The 15,753-nt window shown below is 50.0% G+C and carries 12 protein-coding genes, 2 tRNA genes and 1 pseudogene; 6 read left to right on the top strand and 9 right to left on the bottom strand.

Annotated elements, in window-relative coordinates; all coding sequences use genetic code 11:
* Nucleotides 1-2: 2 nt before the first annotated feature.
* The 6 genes and pseudogenes from H6B30_RS09630 to H6B30_RS09605 all read right to left on the bottom strand — a co-directional run.
* Nucleotides 3-1,152: pseudogene (locus tag H6B30_RS09630) on the bottom strand (DEAD/DEAH box helicase); the annotation flags it as partial.
* The gene (locus H6B30_RS09625) at nucleotides 1,152-2,372 is read right to left on the bottom strand and encodes an LptF/LptG family permease (protein ID WP_205110016.1); all 1,221 of its coding nucleotides are present in this window, start codon (nucleotides 2,370-2,372) and stop codon (nucleotides 1,152-1,154) included. The pseudogene H6B30_RS09630 and the gene H6B30_RS09625, both read right to left, overlap by 1 nt.
* A 36-nt stretch (nucleotides 2,373-2,408) precedes the next feature.
* Complete coding sequence (gene tgt, locus H6B30_RS09620; RefSeq protein ID WP_205110014.1) at nucleotides 2,409-3,536, bottom strand: tRNA guanosine(34) transglycosylase Tgt; 1,128 nt, start codon at nucleotides 3,534-3,536, stop codon at nucleotides 2,409-2,411.
* Nucleotides 3,536-5,983, bottom strand: a complete 2,448-nt coding sequence (gene lon / locus H6B30_RS09615) for an endopeptidase La (RefSeq protein WP_205110012.1) — start codon at nucleotides 5,981-5,983, stop codon at nucleotides 3,536-3,538. The genes tgt and lon overlap by 1 nt, the downstream gene beginning before the upstream one ends.
* Before the next feature lie 135 nt (nucleotides 5,984-6,118).
* Nucleotides 6,119-6,191, bottom strand: a tRNA-Lys gene (locus H6B30_RS09610).
* Nucleotides 6,192-6,219: 28 nt separating this feature from the next.
* A tRNA-Lys gene (locus tag H6B30_RS09605) sits at nucleotides 6,220-6,292 on the bottom strand.
* Between H6B30_RS09605 and H6B30_RS09600 the strand changes: the two genes are divergently transcribed.
* The 5 genes from H6B30_RS09600 to H6B30_RS09580 all read left to right on the top strand — a co-directional run bounded on the left by H6B30_RS09600 (nucleotide 6,266) and on the right by H6B30_RS09580 (nucleotide 10,090).
* Nucleotides 6,266-6,751 (top strand): hypothetical protein, encoded by a 486-nt coding sequence (locus H6B30_RS09600; protein ID WP_205110010.1) that lies wholly within the window; start codon nucleotides 6,266-6,268, stop codon nucleotides 6,749-6,751. The two genes, H6B30_RS09605 and H6B30_RS09600, sit on opposite strands and share 27 nt — an antisense overlap.
* Before the next feature lie 104 nt (nucleotides 6,752-6,855).
* On the top strand, nucleotides 6,856-7,584 hold the full coding sequence (truA, locus tag H6B30_RS09595) for a tRNA pseudouridine(38-40) synthase TruA (protein WP_205110008.1): 729 nt from the start codon (nucleotides 6,856-6,858) through the stop codon (nucleotides 7,582-7,584).
* Between the two features lie 8 nt (nucleotides 7,585-7,592).
* Nucleotides 7,593-8,510 carry a DMT family transporter gene (locus H6B30_RS09590; protein ID WP_205110006.1) on the top strand — a complete coding sequence of 306 codons (918 nt, stop codon included), beginning with the start codon at nucleotides 7,593-7,595 and terminating at the stop codon, nucleotides 8,508-8,510.
* A 177-nt stretch (nucleotides 8,511-8,687) separates the two neighbouring features.
* A complete protein-coding gene (locus H6B30_RS09585) occupies nucleotides 8,688-9,137 on the top strand; it encodes an NfeD family protein (RefSeq protein WP_205110004.1) in 450 nt (149 codons plus the stop codon).
* Between the two features lie 8 nt (nucleotides 9,138-9,145).
* Nucleotides 9,146-10,090, top strand: coding sequence for an SPFH domain-containing protein (locus H6B30_RS09580; protein ID WP_205110002.1), 945 nt, complete (start codon nucleotides 9,146-9,148; stop codon nucleotides 10,088-10,090).
* Between the two features lie 86 nt (nucleotides 10,091-10,176).
* Here H6B30_RS09580 and H6B30_RS09575 read toward each other — a convergent pair whose 3' ends face one another.
* From H6B30_RS09575 to H6B30_RS09565, 3 genes are all read right to left on the bottom strand, one after another.
* Nucleotides 10,177-10,929, bottom strand: coding sequence for a LytR/AlgR family response regulator transcription factor (locus tag H6B30_RS09575; protein WP_205110000.1), 753 nt, complete (start codon nucleotides 10,927-10,929; stop codon nucleotides 10,177-10,179).
* Nucleotides 10,930-10,939: 10 nt separating this feature from the next.
* A complete protein-coding gene (locus H6B30_RS09570) occupies nucleotides 10,940-12,979 on the bottom strand; it encodes a histidine kinase (RefSeq protein WP_205109999.1) in 2,040 nt (679 codons plus the stop codon).
* A gap of 440 nt (nucleotides 12,980-13,419) precedes the next feature.
* Nucleotides 13,420-13,830 (bottom strand): hypothetical protein, encoded by a 411-nt coding sequence (locus H6B30_RS09565; RefSeq protein ID WP_205109997.1) that lies wholly within the window; start codon nucleotides 13,828-13,830, stop codon nucleotides 13,420-13,422.
* Between the two features lie 708 nt (nucleotides 13,831-14,538).
* Between H6B30_RS09565 and H6B30_RS09560 the strand changes: the two genes are divergently transcribed.
* Entirely contained in the window at nucleotides 14,539-15,699 is a 1,161-nt protein-coding gene (locus H6B30_RS09560; protein ID WP_205109995.1) for a tyrosine-type recombinase/integrase, read from the top strand.
* Nucleotides 15,700-15,753: the final 54 nt, after the last annotated feature.

Raw genomic sequence — 15,753 nt, 5'->3', positions numbered from 1 at the left:
TACGTATTGCGGCCCGCTACCCAAGCCATCGGGCAATGGGGTCTTTTCCACTTCCTTCTCAAGGAATTTCTCTATCAGGCCAAACGCATACATGTCTTTGTCGCTCACAAACGTGATTGCAACACCGTCGCGGTCGGCACGGGCCGTGCGCCCTATGCGATGCACATAATCCTCGGCGTCGTGCGGAACGTCGTAGTTTATCACCATTAGGATGTCGTCAATGTCGATGCCTCGAGCAACAATGTCGGTGGCCACAAGCACGTCTTTCTGGCCCGACTTAAACTCATACATCACCTCGTCACGTTCCTGCTGGGTCAGGTCGCTGTGCATTTGGCAGCAGTTTATCTTCAGGTGCTTGAGCTCACGGGCTATTTCCTTTACCTTGTCTTTCTTGCCCGAGAAGATTATAACGCGCTTCAGCTGGTCGGTGCTGAATAGGTATTTGATGATTCCAATCTTCTGTGACTCATAGCAAACATATGCTGATTGCTTTATCTTTTCTGCAGGTTTGCTGACTGCTATCTTCACTTCAACCGGGTTCTTCAGCAGTGTACGGGCCAGTTGCTGTATCTTTTCGGGCATCGTCGCCGAAAACATGATTGTCTGGACTGTGGCGGGCAGCTTGCTCGCAATCTGCATGATGTCGTCGCTGAACCCCATGTCGAGCATCCTGTCTGCCTCGTCAAGAACAAAAAAGCTGACCTTGCTCAAGTCTACATTGCCCATCCTGATGTGGCTCAGCAATCGGCCGGGAGTGGCTATGACCACGTCGGCACCCAGCTTCAGGCTCTTCATCTCCTGGTCATATCTGTTTCCGTCATTGCCGCCATACACGGCAACGCTGCTCACCCCGTCAAGGTAATAACCGAAACCTTGCATGGCCTGGTCTATCTGCTGGGCGAGCTCGCGCGTTGGCGACATCACAATGCAATTGATGGAGTTCTGCGGATAGCCCCCGTCATCAAGCATGCTGAGTATTGGGAGCAGGTAGGCGGCTGTCTTGCCCGTGCCTGTCTGCGCCACTCCTATGATGTCGTGCTTGTCAAGAATCTCCGGTATGCACTTCTCTTGTATTGGTGTACATTCGTCAAAATGCATGTCGTAAAGCGCATCCAGTATGTTATCGTTCAGATAAGTTTCTTCAAATCTCATTAGTTTGGTGCTTTTTTGTAACAGAAATATGCAATAAAGAAATATAGTATATTGGGTATCCATGCCGCCAATATCGGCGGAGTGTTGGCATTGATTGCAAATGTTGAACTTATGGTTTGCAGCAGTATGTAAGAAAAACTGAGCGCCAGCCCGATGCCGAGGTACAATCCCATGCCGCCCTTGCGCTTGCGGGAACTCAGGCTTGCGCCGATGATTGTAAGGATGAACGACGCAAAGCATGTTGCAATGCGCTTGTGATATTCTACCTCATACTGTACGACGTTGCCCGAACCGCGGTCTTTCTGCTTCGATATGTAGCGCTTTAGCTCTGGGCTCGTGAACGTTTCCTGCTGGCCTTTGCTGAATACCAAGTCCATAGGCTCCATCATAACGGTGGTGTCTATCTCCATTCCTGTGGTAATTTGTTCGCGCATTCCTTTCAACGTTCGTATCTTGTAGTTGATTGCTTTCCAATGATACCTGCTGTCAGAAATGGTGTCGTATTGTATGATGTTTGCCGTCATGTGGCTTACGAGCTTCTTGTTCTCAAACTTGTCGAGCGAAAATCCGTATCCCGTTTTGTGCACATTGTCATATTGGGCTATGTATGCAATGACCCCGGGGCCCACTTGCAACTGCACGTTGCTTGCCGAAGTGTTCTTCTTGTTGTTCTTGTAGAGCGATTCAAAATTGTGTCTTACCACCGTGCCTTGGGGTATTACGTAGGCGCCGAGGTAGAAGTTCAGAGCCGAGATGAGGGCCGCTGATATCATGTATGGCCGCAACAGCCGTTTGAAACTCATGCCGCAGGCCATCATGGCTATGATTTCTGAATTGCCGGCCAGCTTCGATGTGAAAAAGATTACAGCGATAAAGACAAACAGCGGACTGAAAAGGTTGGCGAAGTATGGCACAAAATTGGCATAATAGTCAAAGACTATGGCTCGCAGCGGGGCGTTGTTGGTGCTGAACTTTGCCAAGTTTTCGTTTATGTCGAAAACGATAGAGATTGATATTATCAATGCTATCGAATATATATATGTGCCGATAAACTTCTTTATGATGTAGGCATCAATCTTCTTTATGTACCGCAGCGGGTTTGCAAAGTTGAGCACCCGTCCCACTTTTTGAAAGAAATGGGATGCGCCTGCCGTCCGATTCCTGACCGAACGCAACCGTTTCAAGGCCCTGTGACGTTTTCTTAAAGTGCTGTATTTCATATATTACAGGTGGCTGACCTAATTCTTTTTCACTGCTTAAACTCTGCGCCCGAGGTTATCTATCACCCCTTGCTTCCACTTGGTGAAATCACCCTGCATGATATGCCGGCGAGCATCAGACACCAGGCGCAAGTAGAATGCAAGGTTATGTATGCTTGCTATCTGCATGGCGAGAAGCTCACCAGCCTTGAACAAGTGGTGAAGATAGGCCTTGGTGTATACCAAATCGACCTCGCAACCATCAGGGTCAATTGGTGAGAAGTCTTTTTCCCACTTCTTGTTCCTCATGTTCATCGTGCCGTTATAGGTGAAAAGCATGGCATTGCGCCCGTTTCTTGTGGGCATTACGCAATCGAACATGTCCACTCCGCGCTCTATTGCTTCGAGTATGTTCTGCGGTGTGCCAACCCCCATTAGGTAGCGAGGCTTATCCTTGGGAAGTATGCCATTGACCACTTCAATCATTTCGTACATCGTCTCTGTGGGTTCGCCCACGGCCAATCCGCCTATGGCGTTACCGTCGGCTCCCTTGTCGGCCACGAATTTTGCAGCTTCCGACCTCAGGTCTTTGTACGTACATCCCTGCACAATGGGGAAAAGGCTCTGCTCATATCCGTATAACGGCTCTGTCTCATTAAACCGTTTGATGCATCGGTCAAGCCATCGTTGCGTCATGGCGAGGCTCTTCTTGGCATACGAATAGTCGCTTTGTCCGGGCGGGCACTCGTCGAAAGCCATCATGATGTCGGCCCCGATGACGCGCTCGGTGTCCATTACGTTCTCCGGGGTAAATATGTGCTTAGAGCCGTCTATGTGCGACCTGAACTCGCACCCTTCTTCGCGCAGTTTCCTGATACCGGTTAGGGAGAACACCTGAAAGCCACCTGAGTCGGTCAGTATCGGGCGGTCCCAGCCACCAAAACGGTGCAGTCCGCCGGCAGACTTCAGTATGTCGAGGCCCGGGCGCAAGTAAAGGTGATAGGTATTTCCCAGTATAATCTGGGCCTTCACCTGTTCTTTCAGTTCAGAAAAATGCACCCCCTTGACACTGCCGCAAGTACCCACGGGCATGAATATCGGCGTTTGTATCTGGCCGTGGGCCGTGGTAATGGTGCCAGCCCTTGCGTCGGACATGGGGTCGGTGTGTGTAAGTTCAAATGTCATTACTTCTTTTCTTCTTCAATTTCAAACTTCAACGGGTTGGCCACAAGTTCGTTTGTCAAAGCAAAATCCCACACATCCTGCACGTTCTCTACGTAATGGAAGTTGACTCCCTGCAGGTAAATGTCTGGTATTTCGTCAATATCCTTCCTGTTGTCCTTGCACATCAGTATGTCCGTGATGCCGGCACGCTTGGCAGCGAGAATCTTTTCCTTGATCCCGCCTACAGGCAACACTTTGCCACGAAGCGTTATTTCGCCCGTCATGGCAGTGTTCTTACGCACCTTGCGTTGGGTCAGTGCCGAAGCTATGGAGGTGGCGATGGTTATCCCGGCCGACGGCCCGTCCTTGGGCGTTGCACCTTCCGGCACATGGATGTGTATGTTCCAATTGTCGAATATGCGGTAGTCTATGTTGAGCGTGTTGGCGTGTGCCTTTACATATTCGAGGGCGAGGATGGCCGATTCCTTCATGACATCGCCCAGGTTGCCGGTGAGTGTTAGCTTGGAACCCTTGCCTTTGCTCAGGCTCGTTTCTATGAACAGAATCTCGCCGCCCACACTTGTCCATGCCAAACCGGTGACCACGCCTGCGTAGTCGTTGCCCTGGTAGATGTCGCGGTAGAAAGGTGGCTTTCCAAGCAGGCCCTCTATCTCGTCGGGAGTGATTTTAGTGTAAGGCAGTTCCTGGTTCTTTGCCTTCATGAAGGCCAGTTTCCTTAGCGCCTTGTTTATTTGCTTCTCCAGTTGCCTTACGCCGCTCTCGCGAGTGTACTGTTCGATTATCTTCTCGATGGCAGCCTTGTTGAATGTCAGCTTCTTTTCTTTGTCGAGGCCGGTGTTTTCTTTTTCCTTGGGAATGAGGTGGCGGCGGGCAATCTCTATTTTCTCTTCAGTGATATATCCGCTTACCTCTATTATCTCCATACGGTCGAGCAGGGGCCTTGGAATGGTGTTAAGGTCGTTTGCAGTAGCTATGAACAACACCTTCGATAGGTCGTAGTCAACGTCGAGGTAATTGTCGTGGAACGCCGAGTTCTGCTCGGGGTCAAGCACTTCGAGCAGTGCCGACGCCGGGTCGCCGTTGACGGTGTTTTGCGTCACCTTGTCTATTTCGTCGAGCACAAAGACGGGGTTTGACGCGCCTGCCTTCTGTATGCTCTTTATTATCCGGCCCGGCATGGCACCTATGTATGTGCGTCGATGGCCGCGTATCTCAGCCTCGTCGTGCAGTCCGCCGAGCGACACCCTGACATATTTACGGCTCATGGCTGCTGCGATACTCTTGCCGAGGCTCGTCTTTCCTACGCCCGGAGGGCCGTAGAGGCAGAGTATAGGCGACTTCAAGTCGCCCCTGAGGCTCAGCACGGCGATATATTCCAGTATCCTTTCCTTCACCTTTTCCATGCCATAATGGTCTTTGTCGAGCATCTTCTGTGCCCTGTTCAGGTTCAGGTCGTCCTTGGTGTAGTCACCCCATGGCAGCGACACAAGTGTCTGCAGGTAAGTAAGCTGCACGTTATACTCCGGACTTTGAGGGTTCAACTGGTCAAGCTTGTCGGCTTCCTTATAGAATGTCTTGGCCACATCCTGCGGCCACTTCTTCTTCTCGGCCTTTTCGAGCAGCTCGCTCTTTTCAGGCGAGCTTTCGCCGTTGCTCATTTCAGCCTGCAGGTTCTTTATTTGCTGCTGCAGGAAGTAGTTGCGTTGCTGCTCGTCAATGTCGTCGCGGGTCTTGTTCCTTATGTCCTGCTTGAGGCTCAGCAGCGAGAGCTCCCTGTTGATTATGCGCATTGTGCTGAACAGCCGTTCCTTGATGGAGTCCTTTTGCAACAGGTCCATCTTCTCCTTGATGGTGAAAGCCATGTTGGAGCAGATGAAGTTGAGCGCCATAATGTTGTTGTTGACATTCTTTATTGCAAAAGATGCCTCTTCGGGTATGTCGTCGTTGAGCTTGATGTATTCGTTGGTAATGTGGCGCAGGTCGTCCATTGCAGCCACAAACTCGCTGTCTTCCTTCTCCGGCACTATCTCTACCGCAGGCTCCACCTTGCCGTAGAGATACGGCTTCTTGCGTGTTATCTCGTTCAGCTTGAGCCTTCCGAAGCCCTGCACTATGGCGGTTATGTTGCCGTTTGGCAGCGACAGTATCTTCACCACGCGGGCATATACGCCGTATTCGTACAGGTCGGTCTTGCCGGGCTCGTCAACCTCAGGGTCTCTCTGGCACACAATGCCTATCATGATGTTGGCTTTTTCAGCCCTCTTCACCAGGCTCATGCTTGTTTCTCGCCCAATGAGGATAGGCGATACCACCCCCGGGAACAGCACAAGGTTCCTTACAGCAAGTATAGGCAGGGAGGTTGGCATGTCTGACGACTTGGACAATTCGCTGTAATCGCCTTCGATGTCTGCAATCATTGAGAAAGACTTATTTTGTTTGTTGTCCATTTAGAATCGTTATATTTTTTCGAGTTGCAAAGTTAAGCATTAAAATTGAATTGTGGAAATTGGCGGAATGGAATTTGCAAATGCCTGACATAAAAATGAGAGGACAACCGTTTGTGGCCGTCCTCTCATCTTCTGTACGCCTGCAGGGGGTCGAACCCTGGACACCCTGATTAAGAGTCAGGTGCTCTACCAACTGAGCTACAAGCGCATCCTTGTTGTTTCCTTCCTTCCTTTTGTACGCCTGCAGGGGGTCGAACCCTGGACACCCTGATTAAGAGTCAGGTGCTCTACCAACTGAGCTACAAGCGCATCGTTTGTTGTTTTGCGGGTGCAAAGGTACGCAGTTTATTTTATTCCACCAAACTTTTTGCCGATTTTTTTTACTTTGACCATCATTTTTCTTTGTTTCGCCCTGTTTTTTGCAGCCTGGCGGCAGTGTTTATGCCTGATAAGACCGAAGCGGACAGGTTGGCGTGCATAGGTAAATATGGTTTACAAGCGCCTGTCATGCCGGTGGCCTTCGGCGGTTTCATGTTGCAGTATGGCCTATATTATAGTATGGTACAGGCCGTTTGGGCGTGCGATTCGGGCCGTTTTGCAAAGCCAAACCGTGCATTTCGTAACATGCTCTGTAACAGAGGGTCGTGCAAGGCGCTTGATTTTCCGAAATTGTTGTACAATGATTGCGTCATGCCATCACAGTCGGCATGTGTGGGGCCTGCCCTGTGCAGGGTGTGCTTCGGCAGGGGCTTTGCGGCAATGCGTTAGCGTGGCTTTTGGCATCCGGCTCAAGCCGACACCAGATTTTTCCGCTTAAACCGTCTCTTGTTTGCAGGCATTTTGTTAATTTTGCACCCAAAAATCAATACACTATGCGCTATTTCATCACATTGAGTTATGACGGCGGCCGCTATCATGGCTGGCAAGTGCAACCCAACGGCAGTTCGGTGCAGGCTGAAATGGAAAAGGCTCTGACGGTACTCTTGCGCAAGCCCGTATCCATAGTGGGGGCCGGGCGTACCGACGCAGGCGTGCACGCTCGGAAGATGGTGGCACATTTCGATTTCGACTCCGAGATAGACTGCGGTAATCTTGTATACAAGTTGAACAGGTTTTTGCCTTACGACATATCCGTATGCAGCGTCGAGCATGTGCCCGACGACATGCACGCGCGCTTTAGCGCCACGCTCCGCACCTACCATTATTACATTCACCTGCGTAAAGACCCGTTTGTGAGGGCATATTCCTGCGCTATCCATTACGACCTGGACTTTGAGTTGATGAACCGTGCTGCCGCCATGCTGACGGAATACAGCGACTTCGGCGCTTTCTGCAAAAGCAACTCTGACGTCAAGACCACACTTTGCGACGTCAGGTCGGCTGCCTGGCACCAGGTGTCGCCATGCTCATGGTATTTTGAAATAAGTGCCAACCGTTTTCTGCGCAACATGGTGAGGGCCGTGGTGGGCACGCTTATAGAGGTGGGCCGCCACCGTATGACGCTGCCAGAATTCCGTAAGGTGGTTGAAGGCAAGGCCCGCACAGAAGCCGGCGAGTCGATGCCCGGACACGCATTGTTCTTGGAAGACATTAAATATTAATTATTATCATGTGGTTAGTTTTTGCATTTTTGTCGGCAGCATTGCTGGGGTTTTATGACGCTTTCAAGAAAGAAGCGTTGTCGGGCAATGCCGTCCTTCCTGTATTGTTTCTGAACACGATGTTCTGTTCCGTTATTTTCTTGCCGCTGATACTGGCCAGTGCCTATACCGACTTGCTCGACGGGTCGGTGTTCTACGTGCCAACAGCCGGGTGGGAGGTTCACAAGTACATACTGCTGAAGAGCTGCATAGTGCTCAGCAGTTGGGTGTTTGGATATTTCGGCATGAAGAACCTGCCGCTTACCATTGTCGGGCCAATCAATGCCACGCGCCCGGTGATGGTGCTTGTTGGCGCGTTCCTGTTCTTTGGCGAGCGGCTCAATGTTTGGCAATGGATAGGTGTGTTGCTTGCCGTGGCCTCGTTTTTCATGCTAAGCCGCAGCGGCAAGAAGGAAGGCATAGACTTTAAGACCAACAGCTGGATATGGATGATAGTTGCCGCGGCCGCCTTGGGGGCAGTAAGCGGGCTGTATGACAAGTACCTGATGGCCCCCGTGGGTGCCGGCGGGGTAGGGCTCAACCAGATGATTGTGCAGAGCTGGTATAACATCTACCAATTTTTCATGATGGGGGCCATGCTGCTTCTGATATGGTGGCCCACACGCAAGCGCACCACGCCATTCCATTGGCACTGGAGCATAGTGTGCGTGAGCATTTTTCTAAGCGCAGCAGACTTTGTCTACTTCTATGCCCTGACTATACCCGGGGCCATGATAAGCATCGTGTCGATGATACGCCGTGGCAGCGTGGTGGTTAGTTTCCTCTTCGGCGCGGTGGCTTTCCACGAGAAAAACCTCAAGGCCAAGGTTGTCGACCTGGCCTTGGTGCTGCTCGGCATGGTATTCCTCTACATCGGGTCGCGCTGACATTGCATGCCGGAGGCGTTCCGGCGGCCATGCAGCCCATGCATCCCACGGCATCTGCCGGGGCGGCATGGGCTGTTTTTATGGCCGGCTATATATTTCACATCTATATATTTGGTGGTTTAAATGTTTTTTCTTAATTTTACAAACAGAAAGAAATAACATTTAACTTTTTGATTTATGATAGATTATTTAGCTGCCAATTTGTGGGCAATGTGGCTGGCTCTGTCCGTCGTTCTGCTCATTGTAGAGTTGTGCTCAGGTGGTTTCTTTATCATGTGTTTTTCTGTCGGTGCTGTATGTTCGGCAATAGTGGCACCATTTGCGGGCATATACGTGCAGCTGGGCGTTTTCATATTGATATCGGCATTGAGCGTAGTCATGGTGCGTCCATTGGCGCTCAAGTATCTCCACAGGCATGACGACGTGCGTGTAAGCAACGCCGACGCAATAATAGGTCGTACGGGGACGGTCAGCCAGGTCATCCCGGTGGGCGGCTACGGGCGCGTGGCCCTCGACGGAGACGACTGGAAGGCCTGTTCTTCCGACACGGAAGAGCTGCCCGCTGGCACCATGGTCAAGATAATAGACAGGGAAAGCGTGATTGTGAAAGTAACCAAATTAAAATAATTTAGCCTATGATTTATGTATTAATCGGGTGCGTAGTGTGCATCCTCCTCTTCGCCAAGATGGCGTTGGTAATCATCCCTCAGTCCGAGACAAAGATAATAGAGCGTCTTGGCAAGTATTATGCAACGCTGCAACCTGGCATAAACTTCATCATCCCGTTTATTGACAGGGCCAAAGAGATTGTCGTACTGCAGCGTGGAAGGTATTCTTACACGACGTCGATTGACCTCCGTGAGCAGGTATATGACTTTCCTAAGCAGAACGTCATAACCAAAGACAATGTACAGACGGAAATAAACGCGCTGCTTTATTTCCAGATTGTCGACCCGTTCAAGGCTGTGTATGAAATCAACAACTTGCCCAATGCCATAGAAAAGCTGACGCAGACAACGCTACGAAACATCATAGGAGAGTTGGAACTCGACCAGACGCTGACCAGTCGCGACACGATAAACACCAAGCTAAGGTCGGTGCTGGACGATGCAACCAACAAATGGGGCATCAAGGTCAACCGCGTTGAGCTGCAGGATATTACGCCGCCGGCGAGCGTGCTCAGCGCAATGGAGAAGCAGATGCAGGCCGAGAGAAACAAGCGTGCCACCATATTGACCAGCGAAGGCCAGAAAGCTGCCGACATATTGCAGTCGGAAGGCGAGAAGACGGCCATCATCAACCGCGCCGAGGCAGCCAAGCAGGAGGCCATATTGAATGCAGAAGGCGAGGCACAAGCGCGCATAAGGAAAGCCGAGGCCGAAGCAATTGCCATACAGAAGATAACCGAGGCTGTTGGCAAGAGCACCAACCCGGCAAACTATCTGCTTGCCCAGAAATACATACAGATGCTGCAAGAGGTGGCACAAGGCGACAAGACAAAGACTGTCTACCTGCCTTACGAGGCCACAAACCTTATGGGCAGCATCGGAGGAATAAAAGACCTGTTCAAGTCTGAGTAGCAAGACAGAGACAGAAAAGACAACCGTGGCATCTGCTTGCGCTGCAAGCCGATGCCACGGTTCTTTGCAATAGCCTGTCGGCATGGCTAAAGCGAGCAGAAGCGCTCAATCAGTTTCTTGCGGAAAAGACGCCCCACCTTAACATAATCTATCTTGTCGAACGGTGGATAAAACTGGCATTTGTTGTCGTTTACTTCCAAAAGGTAATTGATGTTTATCACATACCGTTGGCTCACCTGGATAAACCTCTCGTCTATGCCGAGCAGAGTTTCGTTGTTGACGCTGCGCTTCAGCCTTATCGGGGTCTTCCTTCCGGCAATCACAACCTCCCACACCCTTATTTCATGGTTGTATTGGAACAGGCCGATGTCTCTGATGTGAACCAGCCTGAAGTCTACCGAGTTGGTGTAGAAAAGCAGTTTGTTGTCGTTCTTCTGCTTTATTATGCCGTCAGAGTAGGGCTGTTCGGCCTGCTTGTTCTTTGCCGAATGTATGCGATGGATTATTTTTTCCAGTTCGCTGTCGTCTATTGGCTTCAGCAGGTAGTCGAATGCATTGTTGCGGAACGCCGGCAACATGTATTGCGGATGGCCCGTATACATGACTGCGTTGCAATGTTCGGGCAGAATGATGTTGAGCTGTTCGAGAAACTCGACACCCGACATGTCTGGCAGTTCGACATCGAGGAAAACAAGGTCTGGGCACACCTCTTTGGCCAGATTGAGCCCAATGGTGCCGTTGGTTGCCGTACCGACAATTTGAATGTCGTCGTATTTCTTCAGTTTTTCGGCCAGTACGTCGATAGCCGGCCCGTTGTCATCGATTATAATAGTTTTCATTATAGTTTGTTTATATATATTTTATATTCCTTGGTATTCTCAGTGTTGCCCTGCAACCACAGATGTTGCCGTTGTCATCTTCCCTGTTGCTGATGCTGAAGTGCATCTTGGCCGTTCCGTGGTTTTCCTGGTTTACTATCGATATTGTCTGCCTTATTATGTCAAGGCCGTTTTTTGTGCGCTTGTTGTCTGTCCGGCGGATGTCAAATCCGGGGCCGTTGTCATCTACCTCTATATACGTCATTGCGTCGGAACAACTGATGCTTATGTCCAACTGCTTGTGTCCTGCGACGCACTTCAGTCCATGCTTTATCGCGTTTTCGACGAGAATCTGAATGAACATTGCCGGCAACTTTACTTCTTCCTGCGTCTTTTCATCAGGAGCAACTATGGTTAGGCCGAAATCCTCGCCCACCAGCGTGCGCTCAAGGGCAATGTAATCGCGAATGAAATGCAATTCCTCGCGCAGCGTCACCCACGACTTTCCTGTCATGTCCAGACTGCTTCGTATCAGTTTGGTAAGCCGCAACAGCACATCCGTTTCTTCGTTGGCTGTGGGGCCGATGCGCGTGTTGAGCACATTGAACACAAAGTGCGGCGAAATGCGTTGGCGCGCATTGTTCAGTCTCAGCGTCAGAATCTCCATGCGGGTTTGCAACTTGCGCTTGCGCAGGGTTATGATGCCGCACACTATGAATGAGGCGAGAGCCAGGGCAATGCTTACGAAGAGCCAGAGCGTGGCCTTGCTTTTGTTCACCTCGGCGTTTTTCTCGTTTATTTCCAGTTGGTGGTGCAGCTTGAGGGTGTCTTCCGTATACCTCATCATTATTTCGGCAGCCTTCATGTGCGTGCGGTTGTGCTCCAGGCTGTCGTTTTGCGCAATGTTCTTCAGCAGGTCTTCATAAGCCATTTTGTAGTTGCCTGTCTTCTCATAATACCATCTCATGTACCTGCTGCGTATGTTCTTAATGCTCTGGTTGTATTCTCCCACCTTGCCTTCTGATGCAAGTATGCCGGCCACCTTTGCGTAATCCTGCCGTTTCAGGGCTATGCCTATGCGTATGGTGTTGGCATAATACACACCAATCTTTACGCCGTTGCGCTCAAAATAGTCGGCGGCCTGGTTCACATAGGCCTCGGCGCTGTCCACCTGGCCGATGTTCAGGAATATGTCGGCCAGGTTAACCTTGCACAGATACATGTCATACGTATCTCCGGCGCCTGAGTCTTTGATGTGCTTTTGAAGCCTTCTGAACGTGGACAGCGCATTGGCATAGTCGTGCTTGAAATAGAAATAGTTGCCATAATTGTTGAGGAAATACGACTGCATGTTTGGTTTCATCATGTCAAACTGTCGTTCTGACATTTCGTAATAATACCTTGCCGATGAAAAGTCGTTCATGCTTGTGTATATCTGGCCCAGGCCCATATACAGAGTAATGTTCTTTGTCTTGGGCAAGTCGAGCGAGTCGACCAGCAGCAATGCGCGCCTGTACCATTTTGCCCCTTCTGGCAGATTGTCGACAGATATGTATGCGTCGGCCAGGTTGGCGGCTATCTCGGGGGCATAGTATTTCAGGTCGCTGTCTATTATTTGCCGATAGGCCAGTGTGTTCAGCCTGATGGCTTCCTGAGGGTTGTGCCTCAGTAGGTGGTAGAACGACGCTTCGGTGCTGTTGGCTATTGCCTTGATTCCTCTCGTGCGCGATGTGGAAGGCTGCTTTTCCATAAAGTCTCTCGTGCGCCTGGCGTAATGCAGGGCCGAATCGGGTGTGGCCGAGAGCAGATAATAGCGGCCTTTCAGTATGTAGTAGTCATAATATGTCAGGCTGTCGTCTGTTGCAGCCATGATGCTGTCGCAGAGTCGCAATGACAGAGAGTCGAGTCTGAGTATCGAGTCGTTTGTACGAATAAATTGAGCCTGCTCATATTCCGTTCTTGCATCTCCGCTTTTGTGGCCGCCGCACGACATTGCGCACACCGATGCAACGCATATTATGAGTGTGTGGAATGTCTGTTTGGCAACTACTGAGCATTTATTATGATACATAATGTATAAAGCGAATTTTCCAGATGCAAATATACTAAAAATTTTGTCATTCTGAACGCTACGTATTTCCTTTATTATGGCATTTTAAGCATAAAGAAATGAATATGCTGATTAAACGGTATGATTTTGTGTTTAAATGGTTGAAGTTTTTGGGTGCAATCGTTATTGCAATATTGTTACCCGCACGTCCGTTGCCGAAATTGCAAGAATATTATTTGACGAATATGCCGTTTTGAGGGCAGAACATGAATAATGGTGAATCAATACGGCCTGTTTTGCCAGGCGGAACGGGTCGTTTTGCAGTGCCATACGGGCTATCTTGCACTGTGATATGGGCCGTTTTGTAATGTGCTGAATGACTGTGGGTTGCGGGCTTCTGGTGTCATGGGTGGGAAAGCGTTGCGAAATCTGTTTGGCGTTGCAATATTTCGTAGCCATAATCACACGCGGCCACTATGGCTGTTTTTTCTTTTTGCAAAGCATACGATGGCGGGCGACAGCGCTGTTGTGGCCAGAACCAAAAGCCATAAGTTGCCTGTAGACGGATTATAAGACGCGACCAATTGCGAGACGGGGATGCCCGACGCCAGCCCGAAAGCAAATTCAAACAACACCGTAAGCACAGTCCATGCACCCCCAATGGCCATGCACAGTTTGGGGGTAAGTTCGACGAGCCTTGGCAACAACAGCCAAGTGGCCAACAATATGAGCCCGCTCAAGCTGACACCGCTGGCCGCCAGGCTACGAAGGTCTCCCATGATTCCGGTCAACACGTGTTCGCGCAATCCACCGTTGAGTATGGCCAACGGGATGAAGCAGGCCCAAACGGCAATTGATTTTAATATGTTCATGGTTCATCGGGCATTTATGATTATTCTCTTTTGATTGTCTTTGAATTAAGCCTAGGCCCATCTATGACTGCTGATTGGGTGGGGTGGCGCGGACATCACAGCATGTTGCTTGAGCAAACTTGCAGTCTGCAACTTGCAATGGATCAATGGCTATGAAGCCTTCATGCACATTTTTCGAGCCAAAAACCGACATAACGCGGTTACAGTGCAGTGCAAAACTGCAACAAGTCAAGCAAAACAGCCATGAGGCCATACCATTGCCGCTGTTGGCTACATGCATAATTTCGCATTGAGGGCCACTAAGCCATTCAGCGGGGGCTATGATGCTTAAGGACATGGGCACCACTTGACGAGTTGCTTAAATGCGGTAAAATGGCGACACCGATGGCCAACAGTTGCAAAGTTCTGCTACAACAATGTCTTTGTGTGGTTTGCAAAAATACGAAATATCGCTGGAATAATCGAAAAAAATCAGCAGATTAACGCAATAGAAACTGAGATTTAAGTAGTTAGGAGAAAATCGCAGAAGTTGGGTAGAGGACTGAAAACTGTTTCAAAGCGGATTGGAGAAAGAGAACGGTTTCCTATTCGTTACCCGTCAGAAATGCAGATTTAACAGTCTCCGTTTTATTTGCGCCGTTCTGCGTAGGTTTGCTTGTCAAGGTTTAACTCGTTGATTTATAGTTTTGCACTCAAAAAATTACGAGTATGACAAGGAGCACATTTCGCGTGCTGTTCTATGCGAACGGCAGCAAGGAGAAGAACGGAATTGTCCCCATCATGGGACGGGTTACAATCAACGGGACGGTAGCGCAGTTCAGTTGCAAGCGGAGCATCGCAAAGGAGCTTTGGGACGCAAAGGGCAACCGTGCCAAAGGCAAGAGCGTGGAAGCGAGGGAGACGAACCTTGCGCTTGACAACATCAAGGCGCAAATCATCAAGCACTACCAGCGCATATCCGACCGTGAAGCGTATGTCACGGCGGAAATGGTGCGCAACGCCTATCAGGGCATCGGCTGCGAGTATGAAACGATACTCGGCGCATTCGACAAGGAGAACGCCAAGTTCCTGAAACGTGTCGGCAAAGACCGCTGCATGGGGTCTTACCGTGTGATGGTACGTTCAAGGAACTATGTGGCGGCGTTCATCAAGTCGTTCTACAAGCGCAACGACATGTCCATGTTGGAACTTACCCCCGACTTCATCAAGGAGTTCTCCGTATTCCTCACAACGGAGCAAGGGTTGAAGAACGCTTCCGTGTGGCTGGCTTGCATGTGGGTCAAGACGGTCGTTTCACGGGCGCATTACAACGGACTGATACCGAGAAATCCATTTGCGCAGTTCCGTATCACGCCCAACGTGAAGGAAAGGGAGTATCTTACGGAGGGAGAAATCCGGCAGCTTATCGAACATGAGTTTTCCGATGCTACGCTTGCTTTCACCCGTGACCTGTTCGTCTTTGCCTGCTTCACCGCACTCAGCTTCGCAGACATCAGGGAACTGACCACGGACGAGATTATGGACGTGAACGGCGAGAAGTGGATTATCTCCAAACGGCACAAGACAGGTGTACCGTTCCAAGTGAAGCTGTTGGATATCCCGTTGCAAATAATTGGAAAGTACAGACCATTCCAAAAGGACAATTCGGTTTTCGGCGAAATCAACTATTGGAACGTCTGCAAGAAGCTGAAAAAGGTTATCAGCGAGTGTGGCATAAACAAGCAAATCAGCTTTCATTGCTCCCGCCATACGTTCGGCACATTAGCCCTCAGCAAAGGCATGCCGATTGAGAGCGTGAGTCGTGTTTTGGGACACACAAACATCAAGACTACACAGATTTACGCAAGTGCGCCCAGATTGGTCGCTTGATAAATACTTCTGTAGCAAGAAGTTAGGATTGGGTTCAATATAATCCTATCGTCA

Source organism: Marseilla massiliensis (genome assembly GCF_016899955.1).
Classification (GTDB): Bacteria; Bacteroidota; Bacteroidia; order Bacteroidales; family Bacteroidaceae; genus Prevotella; species Prevotella intestinigallinarum.
The sequence above is the reverse complement of the archived record's forward strand: the minus strand, read 5'-3'. Positions and strand labels throughout refer to the sequence as shown.